Source organism: Aquisalinus flavus (genome assembly GCF_014640095.1).
Taxonomy (GTDB): domain Bacteria; phylum Pseudomonadota; class Alphaproteobacteria; order Caulobacterales; family Parvularculaceae; genus Aquisalinus; species Aquisalinus flavus.
Genome location: NZ_BMGH01000001.1, coordinates 499,699 through 517,500, shown reverse-complemented (window position 1 = coordinate 517,500; position 17,802 = coordinate 499,699). Strand labels below are relative to the sequence as shown.

General features: G+C 62.6%; 13 protein-coding genes and 1 pseudogene. 4 read left to right on the top strand and 10 right to left on the bottom strand.

Annotated elements, in window-relative coordinates; genetic code table 11:
* The first annotated feature begins 112 nt into the window (after positions 1 to 112).
* From IEV88_RS02400 to IEV88_RS02385, 4 genes are all read left to right on the top strand, one after another.
* Entirely contained in the window at positions 113 to 1,285 is a 1,173-nt protein-coding gene (locus IEV88_RS02400; RefSeq protein WP_206711322.1) for an endo-1,4-beta-xylanase, read from the top strand.
* Positions 1,286 to 1,325: 40 nt separating this feature from the next.
* A complete protein-coding gene (gene xylB / locus IEV88_RS02395) occupies positions 1,326 to 2,786 on the top strand; it encodes a xylulokinase (RefSeq protein ID WP_188159692.1) in 1,461 nt (486 codons plus the stop codon).
* A complete protein-coding gene (xylA, locus tag IEV88_RS02390; RefSeq protein ID WP_188159691.1) occupies positions 2,786 to 4,099 on the top strand; it encodes a xylose isomerase in 1,314 nt (437 codons plus the stop codon). Before xylB ends, xylA begins: the two co-directional genes overlap by 1 nt.
* 160 nt (positions 4,100 to 4,259) lie before the next feature.
* On the top strand, positions 4,260 to 5,324 hold the full coding sequence (locus IEV88_RS02385) for a LacI family DNA-binding transcriptional regulator (protein ID WP_188159690.1): 1,065 nt from the start codon (positions 4,260 to 4,262) through the stop codon (positions 5,322 to 5,324).
* Between the two features lie 20 nt (positions 5,325 to 5,344).
* On the opposite strand, the gene IEV88_RS02380 is transcribed toward IEV88_RS02385, so the two are convergent.
* From IEV88_RS02380 to IEV88_RS02330, 10 genes and pseudogenes are all read right to left on the bottom strand, one after another.
* Positions 5,345 to 6,340: a nucleoside hydrolase gene (locus IEV88_RS02380; protein WP_188159689.1), complete on the bottom strand. Its 996-nt coding sequence runs from the start codon at positions 6,338 to 6,340 to the stop codon at positions 5,345 to 5,347.
* A gap of 97 nt (positions 6,341 to 6,437) precedes the next feature.
* The gene (locus tag IEV88_RS02375; protein ID WP_188159688.1) at positions 6,438 to 7,856 is read right to left on the bottom strand and encodes a sugar porter family MFS transporter; all 1,419 of its coding nucleotides are present in this window, start codon (positions 7,854 to 7,856) and stop codon (positions 6,438 to 6,440) included.
* 254 nt (positions 7,857 to 8,110) lie between these two features.
* Positions 8,111 to 8,806 (bottom strand): annotated as a pseudogene (locus IEV88_RS15205) (DUF6445 family protein).
* A 107-nt stretch (positions 8,807 to 8,913) separates the two neighbouring features.
* A complete protein-coding gene (locus tag IEV88_RS02360) occupies positions 8,914 to 10,200 on the bottom strand; it encodes a TRAP transporter large permease (protein ID WP_188159685.1) in 1,287 nt (428 codons plus the stop codon).
* A complete protein-coding gene (locus IEV88_RS02355) occupies positions 10,191 to 10,688 on the bottom strand; it encodes a TRAP transporter small permease (protein ID WP_206711321.1) in 498 nt (165 codons plus the stop codon). The genes IEV88_RS02360 and IEV88_RS02355 overlap by 10 nt, the downstream gene beginning before the upstream one ends.
* Positions 10,681 to 11,694: a TRAP transporter substrate-binding protein gene (locus IEV88_RS02350; protein ID WP_206711320.1), complete on the bottom strand. Its 1,014-nt coding sequence runs from the start codon at positions 11,692 to 11,694 to the stop codon at positions 10,681 to 10,683. Before IEV88_RS02350 ends, IEV88_RS02355 begins: the two co-directional genes overlap by 8 nt.
* A 115-nt stretch (positions 11,695 to 11,809) precedes the next feature.
* On the bottom strand, positions 11,810 to 13,972 hold the full coding sequence (locus IEV88_RS02345; RefSeq protein ID WP_188159683.1) for an alpha-glucuronidase family glycosyl hydrolase: 2,163 nt from the start codon (positions 13,970 to 13,972) through the stop codon (positions 11,810 to 11,812).
* 281 nt (positions 13,973 to 14,253) lie between these two features.
* Positions 14,254 to 15,309, bottom strand: a complete 1,056-nt coding sequence (locus IEV88_RS02340; RefSeq protein WP_188159682.1) for a glycosyltransferase family 2 protein — start codon at positions 15,307 to 15,309, stop codon at positions 14,254 to 14,256.
* Complete coding sequence (locus IEV88_RS02335) at positions 15,306 to 16,868, bottom strand: oligosaccharide flippase family protein (RefSeq protein ID WP_188159681.1); 1,563 nt, start codon at positions 16,866 to 16,868, stop codon at positions 15,306 to 15,308. The genes IEV88_RS02340 and IEV88_RS02335 overlap by 4 nt, the downstream gene beginning before the upstream one ends.
* 2 nt (positions 16,869 to 16,870) lie before the next feature.
* Positions 16,871 to 17,695 carry a hypothetical protein gene (locus IEV88_RS02330; protein WP_188159680.1) on the bottom strand — a complete coding sequence of 275 codons (825 nt, stop codon included), beginning with the start codon at positions 17,693 to 17,695 and terminating at the stop codon, positions 16,871 to 16,873.
* Positions 17,696 to 17,802 lie beyond the last annotated feature (107 nt).

Sequence of the window (17,802 nt, the reverse complement as noted above, 5' to 3'; positions counted from 1 at the left end):
TGATAGCGTTACCAAACAGACTAGTGTATAGCTGGCGAAAAGTACAAAAAAATTACGCCCCTGTCCCGAGAGAAAAATACGGGAGGGGGTCCGGTGACGGAGGAAACAAACAATGACCCGCTGGTCCCGCCGCGAGTATCTTACCTATTCCCTGGCCTGTTCCATGGGCACGGCTGCCCTTGCTGGCAGCGGCGTGCTGTCGCCTGCCCTCGCCGGCGCCGCCGAGGCGTCGTCGCTCGCCGCGCTGGCTGCGGAAAAAGGCGTCCGCTTCGGTACCGCCATGGCGGCCTATCAGGTCGACGATCCAAGATATGTCGAGATCGTCCTGAACGAGTGCAACACCATCGTCGCCGAAAACGAACACAAATGGTACACGATCCATCCGCAGCCCGATGTGTGGAATTTCGGCCCGGGCGACAAGCTGGTCAATTTCGCCAAGGCCAATAATCTGATGATGCGCGGCCACACGCTGATCTGGCATCACCCGCAATGGTTCCCCGACTGGGTCAACAACAAGCAGTTCGCCAATGCCGCCGAGGCAGAAGCGATGCTCGACGATTACATCGACCGCGTCGCCACGCACTATTCGCCGTATCTCTATTCCTGGGACGTGGTGAACGAGACGATCGACCCGGAAACGGGTGCGCTGCGCGAGACGTCTTTTTCGCGCGCCATGGGCCCGGAGGTGATCGATTATTGCTTCCACCGCGCCCGCGAGCATGCGCCGAATGCGACCCTTGCCTATAATGATTACATGAGCTGGGAGAGCGGCCACGAGAAACACCGCACCGGCGTGCTGAAACTGCTGGAGCGGCTGGTTGCCAATGGCGCGCCGATCCAGGCGCTGGGCATCCAGAGCCATTCCAATGACAATAATCCCGACGAGTTCACCGCCGACAAGCAGCGGACCTGGCGGGCCTTTGTCGAGGAAGCCATCGGCATGGGGCTGGAGATCTACATCACCGAATTCGACGTCAACGATACCGAGATGGACCCGGACCCGCAGCTGCGCGACGAGATCATGGCCGCCTATACCAAGGACTATTTCGACCTGATGCTGTCATACGAGGCGACCAAGGAGATCCTGATCTGGGGCATGGTCGACAAATATTCATGGCTGCAGGGCTTCAAGCCGCGTGAAGATGGTGTTGCGAAGCGTCCGACTCTGTATGATGCCGACTACAAGGCAAAGGCGATGCGCGATGCCGTGGGCCAGTCGCTGAAGGCTGCACCCGTGCGTGACCCGGGCAAGGCCGACCCGATCAGAGGCAAGATCGAGGGTTGAGACGGATTTGTAGGGCAGGAAAAGAACGGATTGGATTTGAATGTTTCTAGGTATTGATATTGGCACGTCGAGCGTGAAGGCGGTGATCACCAACGCCGCGGGCGATGTGATCGAACAGGCGACCGCACCCCTGCCCATCTCGCGGCCGAGGCCGCTATGGTCGGAACAGAACCCGGCTGACTGGTGGGCTGCGACCAACAAGGCGGTGATGGAACTGTCGTCGGACCGGCGCAAGGCTGTCGAGGCGATCGGCCTGTCCGGGCAGATGCACGGCGCGACGCTGCTCGATGCGGAGGACAAGCCGCTGCGCCCGGCGATCCTGTGGAATGATGGCCGCAGCGCTGCAGAATGCGCCGAGCTGGAAGCGGCAGAGCCCAAATCGCGCGAGATCACCGGCAACCTCGCCATGCCGGGCTTCACCGCGCCCAAGCTTGTCTGGGTCAGGAAGCACGAGCCGGAGATTTTCAAGAAGACGGCCAAGGTGCTGCTGCCCAAGGATTACGTCCGCCTGCTGATGACCGGCATTTATGCCAGCGATATGTCGGATTCCGCCGGCACGCTGTGGCTCGATGTCGGCGCCCGCAAGTGGTCGCCCGAAATGCTGGCCGCCACAGGTCTTGATGAAAGCCATATGCCGGAGCTGTTCGAAGGGTCCGAGGTAACCGGCTCGCTGAAATCTTCGGTCGCGAAGGACTGGGGCATGGATGCCGTACCGGTTGCCGGCGGCGGCGGCGACAATGCCGCCGGAGCCGTCGGTGTCGGCGTGACGGCGCCGGGCCAGGCCTTCCTGTCGCTCGGCACGTCCGGCGTTCTGTTCCTGGCGGGCGAATCTTTCCTGCCGAACCCGGAACGGGCGGTTCATGCCTTCTGTCATGCCCTGCCCAATGCCTGGCACCAGATGACGGTGATGCTGTCCGCGGCGAGCTGCGTCGACTGGGCGGCGCGGATGACCGGCACCCACGATGCCGGCGAGATCATCGCCAAGGCCGCTGCGAAAGACCGCCTCGACGGGCCGGAAATCTTCCTGCCCTATCTGTCGGGCGAGCGCACGCCGCATAATGATCCGTATGCCCGCGGCGTCCTGTTCGGCCTCAACCATGACACCGATCCGGCAACCGTCGGCCAGGCGGTGATGGAAGGCGTTGCCTTTGCCTTCCGCGACGGGCTCGACGCCCTCGTCGAAGGCGGCGGCAGGCTGAACGAGGTCACCGTTATCGGCGGTGGCGCGCGGTCGGCCTATTGGGGCCGCATCCTGTCGGCAGCACTGGAAACGCCCCTCGTCTATCGCCGCGATGCGGAAGTCGGCCCGGCCTATGGCGCTGCCAAGCTGGCCCAGCTCAGCATCAGCGATGCCGACCCGGCGACGGTCTGCGCCCCGCCACCGGTGCGTGAAACCATCGAACCGAAACAGGCCGATATCGACGCCCTCGCCGCCAAGCGGGAGCGTTTCGGCACCCTCTACAAGAACTTGAAGTCAGTATTTCCACAAGGAGACCAGTAATGAGCAGTTCGGAATTTTTCTCGAAGATCGACCCGATCACATATGAAGGCCCGGAGTCCAGAAACCCCCTCGCCTATCGGTATTACGACAAGGACCAGATGGTCATGGGCAAGCGGATGGAAGACTGGCTGCGTCCGGCCGTCTGCTACTGGCATACCTTCTGCTGGGATGGCTTCGACGTTTTCGGCGGCGGCACGTTCAACCGCCCGTGGCACAAGCTGTCGGGCCAGGAAATGGCCGAGGCCAAGCTGGACGTCGCCTTCGACTTCTTCACCAAGCTCGGCACGCCCTATTTCTGCTTCCACGATATCGACATCATGGCCCCGGCCGCGACCATCAAGGAGCATACGAAGAATTTCGCCGCGATCCTCGACAAGGTCGAGGAGAAAATGGGCGAGACCGGTGTGAAACTGCTGTGGGGCACGGCGAACGTGTTCTCCCATCCGCGCTTCATGGCCGGCGCCTCGACCAATCCGGACCCGGAAGTCTTTGCCTTCGCCGCGACCCAGATCCGCCAGGCGATGGACGCGACCAAGCGCCTGAACGGCGAGAACTACGTCATGTGGGGCGGCCGCGAGGGCTATGACACGATCCTCAACACCGACCTTGGCCGCGAGATGGACCAGCTCGGCCGCATGGTGTCGCTGGCCGTCGACTACAAGCACAAGATCGGCCTGACCGGTCCGATCCTGATCGAGCCGAAACCGCATGAGCCGACCAAGCACCAGTATGACCGCGATACCGCGACCGTATACGGCTTCCTGAAGCGCTATGGCCTCGAGAACGACGTGAAGGTCAATATCGAGACCAACCACGCGACGCTGGCCGGCAATTCGATGGAACATGAAGTCGCCACCGCCTTCGCGCTCGGCATCTTCGGCTCCATCGACGCCAATCGCGGCGATCCGCAGAACGGTTGGGACACCGACCAGTTCTGGATGGAGAACATGGAAATCACCAAGACCATGTATCACATCGTCAAGAATGGCGGATTCGAGACCGGCGGCTTCAACTTCGATTCGAAAGTTCGCCGCCAGTCGATCGATGCCGAGGACCTGTTCTATGGCCACATTTCCGGCCTTGACGCCCTCGCCCGCGGCCTTCTGTGCGCTGTCGACATTCTCGAAGACGGCCGCATGCCGGACTTCGTCACCGAGCGCTATGCCGGCTGGGATGGCGAATTCGGCCAGTGGCTGCTGAAACAGGGCTCCCTCGACGAGATCGCGGACCGCGCCGTCAAGGAAGGCCTCGATCCGAAGCCGAAATCAGGTCGCCAGGAATATATGGAAGGCCTGCTGAACCAGTTCGTCTAAACCGGTGCCTGGACCGATTAGACACGATGCCCGTCGCTTCCAAGCGGCGGGCTTTTTTGTATCGCTCCCGGCGCGCGCCTGCCAACGGGGGCACACAGTTGTCGACTCGGCATTCAGTACGCTATAGGCTTTGAAAACAGGGACGAGAAACGACAAGAAAATGAGCCAGTCACAGATTCGCATGAACAAGCGCCAGTCCGTCACGATCAAGGAAGTGGCCGAGCGCGCTGGCGTCTCCCTCATGACGGTCTCCCGGGTCCTCAACAAGCAAAGCGTCGTCAAGGAAGAGACCCGCGCCCGGGTCGAGGAAGCGATGCGGGACCTGAACTACCGCCCGAACATGCTGGCGCGCGGCCTTGCAGGCGGTAATTCGATCTTCATCGGCCTCGTCCACGCCAACCCGTCCGGCAGCTATTTGAGCGAATTTCTTGTCGGCGCGCTGAACAAGTGCCGCGAGCTGACCCATCACCTCGTGCTGGAAGACATGGTGATCGGCGAGGACACAAGTGTCGAGGAGTTCGAGCGGCACCTGCGCAATATCGGCCTCGACGGCATGATCGTGACGCCGCCGCTGAGCGAGAACCCGGCCTTCATCCAGGCGTTGCGCAATATCGCCGCCCCGTTCGTGCTCGTTTCGCCGGGCGACAATGCGCCCGACGATGCCAGCGTCGTCATCAACGACCGTCAGGCCGCGGAAATGATGACCAACTACCTGATCGAAAAAGGCCATCGCCGTATCGGTTTCATTCTCGGCAAGCCCGACCAGTCGTCCACCTATCGCCGTCATGAAGGCTATCTGGCCGCGATGAAGTCCAACGGGCTCGACATCGCAGAGGATGACGTGATCCAGGGCGCGTTCACTTACCGCTCCGGCATGCAGGCGGCGGAGAAAATTCTCGGCCAGGACGAACCGCCGACCGCGATCTTTGCCAGTAACGACGACATGGCCGCCGGCGTGATCGCCATGGCCCACCAGCGCGGACTGAAAATTCCGCAGGATTTGTCAGTCGTCGGATTTGACGATACGCCGATCGCAACGGCAATCTGGCCGCAACTGACGACGATCCGCCAGCCGATCGCCGACATGGCGCAGGCCGCCGTGACGATGCTGTCGGAAAGCGTCGCCGGCTCTGGCACAGACAAGCCGCTGACGAGGCACGAGCATCTCGTGCTCGACATCGCCATCGTCGAACGCGATACGGTCGGTGCCCCCAGAGGCGCGTGACGATCAAGGGCGCGTGATGATCAAGCCTGCTTCGTCAGCAAGCGGGCTATCTTTTCCTCGAAGCCATCAAGATCACGCCAAGAGGTTGCGCAGCGAACGGGTACGCCGCCTTCCCGGTCGATCAAGGTCATACCCGCGTCGGTGACCGTGATCGGGAGCGTCTCGATCTCGACATGGCTTTCATTGTAGGCGAGCTCGACAGCGAGCACATCGAACAGCGTGCTGCTGCGCTGCGCCGGGTCATGGCCTTCCGGCATCCAGTCGACATTGGGCAGCCATGTCTTGTAGTTCTCGATGATCGCGCGGGCCAGCGGATCGTCGCTCTCATGGACACGGGCGTAGTCTTCGCCATCGAGCACGATGAGGCCGCAGGTATCGAGCGGCGTCAGCAGGATGTCCTGCCACGGCGCGGAAAGCAGCGTGCGCAAGGCACCCGGGTCTGCCACGACATTATACTCGGCGACTGGTTCTTCCGCACCGCCATAGCCGAGATTGATCGACCCGAACATGCCGATCAGGCGGGCATTGCGGAACACGTCCGGACGCTGACGGATTGCCTCTGCCAACACAGGCGCGGGCCCGACCGACAGGACCGTCACCGGCTCCGGCGAAGCCTCGATGGCCGACAGGATCGCTTCGATACCATCTTCAAGGATGGCGCCCGGGTAATCGGTAAGCTGATAGTCGCCGACCCAGCCAGACTGGGGACCGTCCCACTCGTCCCGGTTCGGCCCGAGACTGACCGGCACGTCGCTGCGCCCGGCCAGCTCGAGCAGCCTGGCCGTCAGCCGTGCCCGGTATGGCGTGGCGCTGCCCTCTGTCGCGACCAGCTTCAGGTCCAGCTGCGGGCAGCGCAGCAAGTAATAGAGCGCCCAGGTGTCGTCGACATCACCGCCGATATCCGTGTCCAGAATCACCGGTATGGTGCGCAGGTCAGGCGATCCTGCCCCGCAGGCGCCGAGGACCGGCAGCGCTGCCATCATCTGGAAAATCGCGCGCCTTGAAATATCATTCATACTCATTCCTGCCCTGATCGGTTTTTCTGACACTTTAATAAAAAAAGGCCGCCCTTCACAAGGCGGCCTTTCCGATAGATCGTGAGACGATGAGGGGCTAGCCCTTCATCTCCTCCAGTTCCTTGCCCTTGGTCTCTTTCACCGCCCAGAAGACGAAGAAGACCGAGATGACGGCGCAGATGGTGTAGAAGCCATAGGCACCCGGCAGGCCGATCCAGGCGATCCCGAGCATGATCGGGAAGGTCAGCGTGATCAGGAAGTTGGAGATCCACTGGAAGAAGCCCGCCACGGCGAGACCGGAGCCACGCAGCTGGTTGGGGAACATCTCGCCCAGGGCAACCCACATGACCGGGCCCCATGACATGTTGAAGAAGAACACATAGGCGTTCGCCGAGATCAGCGCGATCCGGCCGACATCTTCCGGCATGCGCACGGCACCGTCGACGAGCGAGGCCTGGGAGAAGGCCCAGACGAGGAGGCCGAGCGTGACCGACATGCCCATCGAGCCGAACCACAAGAGCGGCTTGCGGCCAATAGCATCAATCAGCACCAGTGCCACGATGACGGCACCAATGGAAACGGCGCCGGAGATGACGTTGATGAGAAGCGCATCAGCTTCCGAGAAACCGACAGCCTGCCACAGCACGGCGCCGTAGTAGAAGACGACGTTGATGCCGACGAGCTGCTGGAACACGGCCAGGCCGATCCCGACCCAGACGATGGGCTTGAAGACCGTCCCGCCGAAGACATCGCCGATGCTCGGCTTGTGATCCTTGGCCAGCGAGTCCTTGATCTCGCCGACTTTCTTCTTGGCACGGATGGCGCCGGACAGTTTTTCCAGAACCCCTTGCGCCTTTTCGACCTTGCCATTGGCAACAAGGAAGCGCGGGCTTTCCGGGATCAGAAGAAGCGCGAAAAAGAAGATGAAAGCCGGGATCAGTTCCATCCAGAACATCCAGCGCCATGCTTCGAAGCCCATCAGCCATTCATTGGTCGAGGCACCGGCGGCACCGGCAACGAGATAGTTGCTGACGAAAGCCATGAACAGCCCGGTGATGATTGCGACCTGCTGGATCGAGGACAGGCGGCCGCGATATTTGGCGGGCGCGACTTCCGAGATATAGGCCGGCGACATGACCGATGCTGCACCGACGGCGAGGCCGCCCATTATGCGGTAGATGATGAATTCGATCGAGCCGGTGGCGACGCCCGAGCCCCATGCCGAGACGATGAAAAAGACCGCGGCGACGATCATCATCGTGCGACGGCCGAATGCGTCCGACAGCGTGCCGGCAAGCGCGGCACCGGCGGCGCAGCCGAGCAGCATCGAGGCGACATTGAAGCCCGTGCCCGCGCTGTCCGAGTTAAAGGCTGACTGCAGCCCGTCTACGGTGCCGTTGATGACGCCGGAGTCGAAGCCGAAGAGGAAGCCGCCGATCGTGGCGACGATACTGATGAGAAGAACGTAGGCAAAGCTGCCCTCGCTCTTCGGAGCGTCTGCGGTTGTTTCTGACAATGTTCCATCCCTTCGATGCTGGCCACTGCCCTGTCCTGGCGGGCGTGGCACCCTGTTCGTTGTCGCCCTTGGCTCGTCTTCTTATTGTTAGGGCTAACAGCCACGTTATGGCACACAGCCTGCCGAGATCAACAACAGATTGGGATAAGATCACAGGCTGGCAGGGCCAAGCAACAGAAAACTCGCCGCCCCAGGCGCCCGGAACCCGCGCGCCGCGTAACGGGCATCGAGACCACATGCGGCTGGTGTAGTCCTCAGACAGTCACGAGCGCATTCATGGTGAGACGCCCCTTGCGCGGGTTGCGCGGGAACCTGAACCAGTCGGGTATCAGGCCGGAATGGAGCGTGTTGCCGCGATACATCAGGACGCGATTGAAGACCCCGTCCCAGCCGGCGATCCGTTCGAAGAACGGGTTGCTGTCTTTCATGTATTGGAGCGGCGGCGGACCATAGTGGCGCACCTGGGCCTCGACAGTGCCGCGATAGCCTGGCGCGCGGTCTGACGACACAGTCTCGAAACCGGTCTGGACGTGACGGAAAAACCCGGTGCCGCCAGCCTCGTTGCGCGCGATGTAATGCAGGACGGCAATGGAATTGGGGTCGGTGCCATCTTAATGCGGCATGCGCTGAAACGGGACCAGCTGGTCGGGCGGCGTGGTCACCAGCGAGAAGGCACATTGTTCGACTTCCGGCTCTTTCTGCCGGCCGAAGACATCGTAAATGACAGGGCCGAGAATTTGCTTGATTGTATGACGGTATTTGGCTTCGCCTGGCGCCCTGACCCCCGGATAGAAGGGCGATCTGATCGGCCAGTCGTTCAGGGTCTCTGCCGACTCGACCAGCGCGTCGGCATCTTCGAGAAAGTTGTCGACAACGACGACGGATTCACCTTCCGATCCGATGGCATTGACGTGATACTTAAAATCAGGGTGCTGATCATAAATATCCAAAAAACTTCTCCGACACGTTCCACTCAACAGGTTCAAGCGTAGCATGAGCCTGTCGCGGCACAAAGTTACAGTGGCTTAAAGGTTTGGCGGCAGCATCGCCTGTATCATCAGTTGCCGTTCATCAGGGTCGGCAGTCCCATCGACAGGAACGGCACGAAGGTGACCAGCATCAGCGCCGCGAGCAGGGCCAGATAGAAAGGCCAGATCGAGCGCACCGTGTCCTCCACCTTGACCTTGCCGATGGCCGAGCCGAGGAACAGCACAGAGCCGACGGGCGGCGTGACGAGGCCGATCGACAGGTTCAGCAGCAGCACCATGCCGAACTGGGTCGGGTCCATGCCCGCCTTCTCGGCGATCGGCAACAGGATCGGCGTCATGATGATGATCAGCGGTGCCATGTCCATGAACGTGCCGAGGATCAGCAGGATCAGATTGATGATCAGGAAGATGACGATGGGGTTTTCGGACGCGGCGGTGATCAGCCCGGCGAGCATTTCCGGCGCCTGCAGCAGGGCCAGCAGCCAGCCGAAGGCGCCGGCAGAGGCGATGATGAACATGATGATCGCGGTGGTACGCGCCGCGCCGGCAGCGGCCTGCGCGAATTCCTTCCAGCCCATGGAGCGGTAGACGAGCCCGGCAATGATGACGGTATAGACGACGGCGACCGCGGAGCTTTCCGTTGGGGTGAACACGCCCGCCAAGATGCCGACGACGATAATGACCGCTGTCATCAGGCCGGGGATCGCGACGATCAGCCCGATGATGAGACTGCGCCAGCCCGGGAACGTGCCGCGCGGATAGCCGCGCTTTTTCGCGACCAGCCAGGCGGCAACCATCAGCATGGCACCGGCGATGATGCCGGGCACGATACCGGCGAGGAACAGATCGCCGATGGAGATGCCGGAGCCGGCGGCCGCGGCATAGATGATCATATTGTGCGACGGCGGAATGAGGATGCCAAGCACCGCGGCGCAGACAGTGACATTGACCGCATAGTCGCCATCATAGCCGCGCTCGCGCATCATCGGCATCAGCGCCGAGCCGATGGCGGAGACGCTGGCGACCGACGAGCCTGAGACCGCGCCGAACATCATCGACGCGCCGATGGTAACCTGGCCGAGACCGCCCTGGGCGCGGCCGAACATGGCTTCGGCGACTTTCACCAGCCGCTGGGCGATCCCGGCCCGGTACATCAATTCCCCGGCAAAGACGAAGAAGGGGATCGCCATGAGGGCGAAGGTGTTGATGCCCGCCGCCATGCGCTGCAGGCCGACGATGGGGGGGATGTCCATGAAGATGAAGGTCAGCAGGCTCGCTCCGGCAAGGGCGAACGCGACCGGCACGCCCATCAGCAACAGGATGAGGAGCGCCCCGAGCAGGAGTGTCAGTTCCATATCGGTTCAACCTCCTGCCCCCTGGCAGCCGCCAGGATATGTTCGAGCGCGAAGAACGCGATCATCGCGCCGCTGACGATCACCGGCATATAGGCAAAGCCGCGCGACATGCCCAGCGTCGGGATATTGTGCGGCCAGGTATAGCCGGTGAGCTGGATACCCCACAGGATCATGCCGATACCGATCAGTCCGACGATGATATGGGTGATGATTTCCATCGCCCTGCGCGCCGCGCTGCCGAGCGGATCGACCATGGCGGTGATGCGGATATGGAAATTCTCGCGGATGCCGACGGCGGTCGCGAGGAAGATGAACCAGATCATCAGGAGGAGCGACGCCTGCTCGGTCCAGGACGGGCTGGCATTCAGCACATAGCGGGCAAAGACCTGCCACGAGATGATCAGGGTCATGGCGCACAGCCCGGCAGCCGCAAGGGTGAGCGAGACCCTGCTGAGCAGTTTGGAGAATTGTGTGAGGAAATCAGGCACCGGCTTCCTCCATCGACAGGATGTCATCGACAATGCTCTGCATTTTCGGCGTGCTGATGAAGCGGTCCCAGACCGGCGCCATCCGCGCGGCAAAGAGCGATTTGTCAACATCCTCGACAACCTCGACGCCGCTGGCGACGACGGTCTCTCGCGCCTCATCGACCAGCGCATCCCAGAGGGAGCGCATAAAGGGCACGGATTCGCGGGCGGCCTGGCGCACGGCCTGCTTGTCGTCATCGTTCAGCCGGTTCCAGCGATGGGCCGACATGACCAGCACTTCCGGCGCGAGGACATGCTGGTTGAGCGTGTAATAGCGCGCGACCTCGAAATGGCGCGAGGTGAAATAGGACGGCCAGTTGTTCTCAGCCCCGTCGATGACGCCCTGCGTGATGCCGGTATAGATCTCGCCATACGGCATCGGGGTGGCGTTCGCCCCCAGCGCCTCGACCAGCGAGACATAGAGGTCGGAGTTCTGGACCCTTATCTTCAGCCCCTTCATATCGTCAGGCTCATGGATCGGGCGGCGGGCGTTGTAGAAGCTGCGCGCGCCGGAATCGTAATAGCACAGCCCGATCAGGCCGTGCGGCTCCAGCGCATCGAGGATCGCCTGCCCCGGCGCGCCATCCATGGCGGCGCGGGCATGGGGAATAGACTTGAACAGGAACGGCAGCGCGGGGATGAACGTCTCGCGCGCGATGGAATTGAGCGGCGCGATATTGACCCGGTTGAGATCGAGCCCGCCGAAGATGGTGATCTCCAGCGTGTCTTTCTCGGCACCGAGCTGGGCACCCGGATAGATGTTCATCTTCAGCCGCCCGCCGGTCAGCTCTTCGAGGCGCGCGGCCATGAAGCGGACGGCCTCGACGGTCGGATAGCCATCGATCTGGGCATCGGCGGCATAGAGAATCTCCCGCCCCTGCCCGCACCCGGTGATGCCAAGAGCGCCCGCCCCGGCGCAGGCGGCCAGCGCCCCGCGCCGCGTGAGACTGGATTTCTGGTTCAGCAAAAGCTGTTTCCTTCCCTGATATCAGCGCCGTTGCAGCGTCTTTTTATCCTGTTTTGCCACCGGTAACATTTTTGGCCGGGCACGACAATAGCGACGTCTGCCCGGCCTGCGCCGGCTACCCGTTGCCCGGTGCCGACGGGAAATACAGCGATTTGTAATGGTCCACATCATGGGGCGGGGCTTCGTAGCCGTCCGGCAGGTCGCGGCCCGAGACCTCCATGAAATAGGCAAGACAGGCGTTACGCCACCAGCGGGCTTCCTTCTCCTGGATGGCGAGGAAATCGGCGATCTGGGCGTGGCGTTCGGCGTCGACATAGGGGGCCATCCCGTCCCACGTCTCCCGCATGGCCTCGACCTCGTCGACGCCGCGCTGATAGTGGTGGACGATCTCTTCCCACAGGGTGCGGCCCGAGCGCATTTCGTAGTCCCAGCTGAGATGGTGGAACCAGAGCAGCAGTTCGTCGGGCGTCGTTTCCGGATCGTCCCATTCTTCGCGCAGGAAACCGGCATATTGCGAGACCGCGTCGGAGCCGCTGGACGAGCGGTCGAAGCCGATGCCGTCCTCGTCGGCCTTGTGGTAATAGGCCGGGTTCCAGTCCGGACGGTCGAGATCATCGACCCACGGGCCGGGGCCATAGTGATGACCGGTGTCCATCAGATGATGCAGGCCAAGCGGCGTCATGTAATCGACAACCGCCTCGCGCGAGCCCATCATCATGGCGACGACCGGATCGAGGAAGGCCCGATCCGGCGTGAAGGTCATGGCCGCCCATTCGCGGGCGACCGTTTCGGCATCCAGCGCAGGGTCCCAGGCAAGGCGTCCGAAAGCATACCAGTTGGCCTGGTCGAAGATGGAGCCGGACCAGTTGCGGTCGGTGCCTATGTTAGCGACGCCGGCCATGCCGCTGACAGTGTAGGCGTCATTGCCGGACACCATCATGTCGGTGACGGTCAGGGTCTCACCCTCCTCCGTCCTTTGTGCCGGCGCATCCAGCGTCTCCTCCCACATCGTGCCGAGATAGGCGAGATGGGTGGCAAAGCCGAGATATTCCTTGGTGATCTGGAATTCCATCATCAGCTTCGTGTCCTCGACCCCGGCAAAGAGCGGGCTGAACGGCTCGCGCGGCTGGAAGTCGATGGGGCCGTTCTTGACCTGGATCAGAACGTTGTCGCGGAACTGGCCATCGAAGGGCACGAACTCCTCCCAGGCCTGCTTCGCCCGGTCCTGGGTCTCGTCGGCGGCGTAGACGAAGGCGCGCCACATGACGATGCCGCCATGGGGCGCGACGGCATCGGCGAGCATGTTGGCGCCGTCGGCATGGTTGCGGTCATAATCCTGCGGGCCCGGCTGGCCTTCGGAATTGGCCTTGACCAGGAAGCCGCCGAAATCGGGGATGTAATTGTAGATTTCCTCGGCTTTGGCTTCCCACCAGGCTTGCACCTCTTCGTTCGACGGATCGGCGGTGTCGAGCCCGCCGATCTCGATCGGGGCCGAGAAACGCGCGGTGAGGTACACCTTGATACCGTAGGGCCGGAAGACATCGGCGAGCGGCGCAGCCTTTTCCAGATATTGCGGCGTCAGCACCTCTGCATTGGCGTTGACGTTTGTCAGCGACGTGCCGTTGACGCCGATCGCGGCATTGGCGCGGGCATAATCCGTGTAGCGAGGATCGCGATAATCCGGCAGCTTGTGCCAGTCCCACAGGGATTGCCCGGCATAGCCGCGCTCGACATAGCGGTCGAGATTGTCCCAGTGATTGAGCAGGCGGTGCTGCGTTGCCGGACGCGAGACCAGGTCGATGCCAGCGATGGGTTCACCCTGCAGCATGTGCTGGAGCAAGCCGAACGTGCCATAGAGCACGCCGATATCGCTGTCGGCGGCGATAATTGTCAGGATACGGCCATCGCGGCGCATCTGGGTGATGGCATAGCCTTCCGGCCCGACATCCGCGCGGTCGAGATCGAGATCGGACAGCGCGTCATAGGTGCCAGCGACCAGCGTATTGCCGCGCGGGACCGATGTGCCGACGGTGACGGTCTTGTCGAGGATCCCGGCAAGGCCCGTCGCCATTTCCTGGCGCGCGGCGGCGATGGTCGGACTGTCGCCCAGAATGGCGATGGCGGAAATCTGCTTGCGGTAGTCCGGCCGAAGATCTTCGGATGCCTGCTCGTAACGCAGCCAGAGATCGTAGCCGTCCTCTGCCTGCGCATTCGGACCGGCAAGCGCGAGCGAGATAAGAGCTGTCAGGGCAGCCAGAAGCGCCTTGGGGTGTTTCATCGTTTCCTCCGCGGCCCTGTCGGCCTGTCATGATTTCCGGGCCAGCGCCTTTTTGGTTTCTTATCGGCTGGCAGTCAGAATGTTAGCAGTAACAGGGCGCATGGCAACAGCCAAGACGTGGGGGAGGAGCAGGGTATGTCCCGCCGGGCTGGGCAGGCTGCGTCGGTATGGATGCAGGCTAGAGCAGCCTGCGTCCGCATGGACGCAGAGGAGCTGCTCTAACACTTTGGAAGCGATCAACTTTTCTGCCTTCAAATGATTCCATTTGAAGGCAGGTTGATCTAGCGCAGCATCAGGCCGAGGCGGGTGCGCAGGAAACGGCCGGTCTTTGCGACTGCAACCGGACGGCTGCCCGGCTCCAGCTTCCACATGACCAGCTTGCGGGCGACAGCTTTCGGGCCATGGCCAAGGAGGACGAACCACAGCCGCTGGCCGAGTTTGGTGCGCAATGGCGCGGCGTCGGGAATGGCTCTGAGGGCGTGGCGGGCGACGCGCTGGCGTGTATCCTCTGCGAAGGGATGGCTTTCCGGGGCGAGCAGCAGCGAGACGAGACGGCTTTCCAGATGCGCCTTGTCGCGGCGCGGGAGGTCATCTTCCACCGGCAGACCGAGCGCGCGGGCGTGACGGATAATCTCGCGGTGGCGCTCGGCGTCATGGTTGAGATACCAGCGCGTGCGCTTGAGCAAATTGCTCTGAAAGCTCGAATGATTGGCGCCATGCCGGCGATAGCCTGACAGCGGCGTATCGAAACTGCGGCTTTCGCCATAGAGCGGCACGACGGCGGACAGGTATCCGTCCCCGCCCTGGCGGAACGCTTCCTGCTCCATCGGCATGACCTGTTCCAGCGCAGCCCGGGAAAAGACGAGGCCCGAGGTGATCGTGCCGTCATAGCGGCCATGAGTGAGCAGCCTGGCCGCAATGTCGCCGCGCGCGAGCGATTGCTGCTCGGGCGGAAACAGGTCGCCGAGGGCACCGGTCTCATCGGCAATCAGCATACGGTAGTGATAGATCGCAACGCCCTTCTCGGCATTGGCGCGGATCGTGTCGATCGCGCCCGGCAACAGGAAGTCGTCGGCATCGAGGAACATGACGAGGTCGCCGCGCGAGGCGGCAAAGCCTGAATTGAACGCCCCGCCATGACCCCTGTTGGCATCGTGCAGGACGGGCGTAATGCGCTCGCCATAGCCCTCGATGATTGCGCGGGAATTGTCCGAGGAGACGTCGTCGACCACGATCAGCTCGACAGTGTCATCGGCCTGGGACAGCACGCTGTCGATGGCGACCGGGAGGAAGTGGGCGTAATTGTAATTGGTGATGATGATCGACAGCATGGTCATGCCTGCCCGCCGGTGGCGCTGGCTTTTGGCGCCCTGCCGCGATCAATACGCCGGCGCAGGCGGTCGATCATGCCTTTCAGAGAATGCTCCGTATCCGGCTTTTTCAGGAAGGCGATGATCGCGGGGAAGAACATGCCGGCAAGGAGGCAGACATAGACAATGACCCCCAGCGCGATCGCGGAAACCAGGACAAGGATCTCGTTCACAGCGGCGCCCTCGCCCCAGCCGACATAGAGGCTGACGGCGACGAACATGACGGCGCCGCAGGCCGCGATCTTGCCGAAGGGAACAAGCACATCGCGCCAGGAGAAGGCGACAATCGAGTGAACGGCGAGCCAGGTGAGCAATAGTCCGGGCAGGCTCGACGCGGCCATGCCGATAGCGGCGCCATCAAGACCGCCAAGCGCCATGCCGATGATCACCCCGGCGATGATGAAAAGCGCGCGCGCGGCGAGCAGCCAGAACAGCGTGCCGGACCTGTTGACCGCACGCATGAAAGCATAGAGCCCGACGCACGGCGCGGTGATCGCCTTGGAGATGGCGAGGCCGGCGAGGATGCCCGCGGCAGGCGCGAATTCCCAGCCGAGCAGGACGCGGGTCAGCGGCACCGAGACGGCGGCGATGCCGAGCAGGATCGGCAGCAGGAGGAAGGTGTTCGCCGTGCCGCTCCAGACGACAGCGCGGGCGCGTTCCCCGTCGCTTTTCAGTTCGGCAAAGGCCGGAAACAGCACGCGGGCAAGCGAATGCAGGATGATGTCGCCGGGCAAGGAGGATAGCCGGTTGGCAACGCCGTAAAGACCGGCACTCGCCGCGCCGAGCCCGCGGGAAACCAGCAGCACCGGCGCCTGGATGGCGAAGAAGTTGACCAGCTCACCGCCGGTCGATTTCGCCGCATAGGGCAGCATCGGCCGGATCAGCGAAAGATCCGGTCGCAGCGCCGGATAGAGGCGCGTTGCCCGGGTGAAGACGATGAAGCGGATGCCCTGCGCGAGGAAATGCTGGAGCACCAGCGCCCAGGCCCCGGCCCCGAGAAAGGCCGCGATGATGGCGAGCACCGCCGCGGTCGTTTCTGCGACAAGACCGGCCTGGGACTCGGTGCGGTACTTGTTCCGGGACACGAGCAGGATCGACATGAACTCGGCCGACAGCATGATCGGGGTGAGCAAGGCGATGGCGCGCAGGTAAGGGACCGCCTGGGGCAGGCCGATCAGGCTCGAAATCGCCGGCGCGAGGACGATCATTACCAGCGCGCAGAAACCCGCGATGGCAAGGGTCACGCTATAGGCGGTGCGCCAGGCCTGACTGTTGTCGCGATGGAAAACGACGACGGCAGCCGACAGGCCGCCGCGCCCGCCAAGGATGGCGATGAACATGATCAGCGCCATGGAGGCGGCGACGATGCCGAACTCCTCGGGCGCCAGCAATCTCGTCAGTACCGGGATCAGGGCGAGCTTGATCAGGAAGGAGGCGCCATGAGCGGCGGCAAGCCAGCCTGCCCCCCTCGCCACGCTATGCGGCCTGAAGACGGCTTCCTGTCTGTAATCTTCCTGATCGCTCACGGTCAACTCGCCAGGAGAAGGTCATCGGCGGCCATCGGTTCATCGGCCAGCGAGACGAGATCGCCGAAATACGGCGCAAGGGACGCGTCGTAAATCGCCCTGATCTTGAAATAATTGCCGGTGATCAGCCGCACCTGGCGGCCGACGATGCAGGCGCCGATGGCGACATGAAGCCGGTCGGTGACGACCGTCTCATAGGCGGCGATGCGGGCGAGGAAGTCATCGCCATTGGACATGTGATCGCCCTCGAGACTGAGATCGACATTCCCGCCGGGCAGGGTATCCGCCGGGAGCCGCGATTCACGGTCGGTGCGCAGGAACAGGCCGGTGCCCCTGGTCGGTGCGGGCCAGCTCTTTTGCTCGCCTTTCGTGCGGCAGGCAGCATAGAGCGCCATGTCGTGGCAAAATTCCGAGTGCGGCGCGAAGCCGGCGCTCTGGGCTTCATCGCGGCGGAACATCACCGCGCGCTTCGGCAGTCCGTCAAGCGCATAGGTCGATGGCAGCACCATCAGCCGGCCGGTGACCCGGTCGATGAAGCGGCAATAGTCGCGGGCAAAGCCGTAATGCTCCGACCACGCCCCGCCGCCGCCATAAAGGAAGCAGGCATTGCCCTTGGCCAGCCACGGCGCAAGCTGATAGCGCGCGCGGGTATAGCCGATATTGAGTTCATGGTGTTCGAAGCCGAAATCGGCGAGAAACTGCTTGGTCGCATAACGGATCAGCCCGTCGCCATAATTGCCCGGGTTGGGAATATAGACGAGACGACGCCCGTCACTGAGGGTTCTCAGCCGCTCGGCGAGATATTCGAAACGTTCCAGCATCATCATCAAGCAATAGCACCGAAACCTAAACAGATGGTTCCGAAATGCCGGTCCTGGCTGGTTCGCCTCGCCGCGGGGCAGAAAAAAGCCGTGTTCCGCATGAGGCAAGGCCA

Excerpts from the sequence above, each read along its gene's own strand:
- IEV88_RS02340 (WP_188159682.1), bottom strand. The coding sequence starts at position 15,309 with ATGACCATGCTGTCGATCATCATCACCAATTACAATTACGCCCACTTC.
- IEV88_RS02385 (WP_188159690.1), top strand. The coding sequence starts at position 4,260 with ATGAGCCAGTCACAGATTCGCATGAACAAGCGCCAGTCCGTCACGATC.
- xylA (WP_188159691.1), top strand. The coding sequence starts at position 2,786 with ATGAGCAGTTCGGAATTTTTCTCGAAGATCGACCCGATCACATATGAA.
- IEV88_RS02380 (WP_188159689.1), bottom strand. The coding sequence starts at position 6,340 with ATGAATGATATTTCAAGGCGCGCGATTTTCCAGATGATGGCAGCGCTG.
- IEV88_RS02345 (WP_188159683.1), bottom strand. The coding sequence starts at position 13,972 with ATGAAACACCCCAAGGCGCTTCTGGCTGCCCTGACAGCTCTTATCTCG.
- xylB (WP_188159692.1), top strand. The coding sequence starts at position 1,326 with ATGTTTCTAGGTATTGATATTGGCACGTCGAGCGTGAAGGCGGTGATC.
- IEV88_RS02400 (WP_206711322.1), top strand. The coding sequence starts at position 113 with ATGACCCGCTGGTCCCGCCGCGAGTATCTTACCTATTCCCTGGCCTGT.
- IEV88_RS02330 (WP_188159680.1), bottom strand. The coding sequence starts at position 17,695 with ATGATGATGCTGGAACGTTTCGAATATCTCGCCGAGCGGCTGAGAACC.
- IEV88_RS02360 (WP_188159685.1), bottom strand. The coding sequence starts at position 10,200 with ATGGAACTGACACTCCTGCTCGGGGCGCTCCTCATCCTGTTGCTGATG.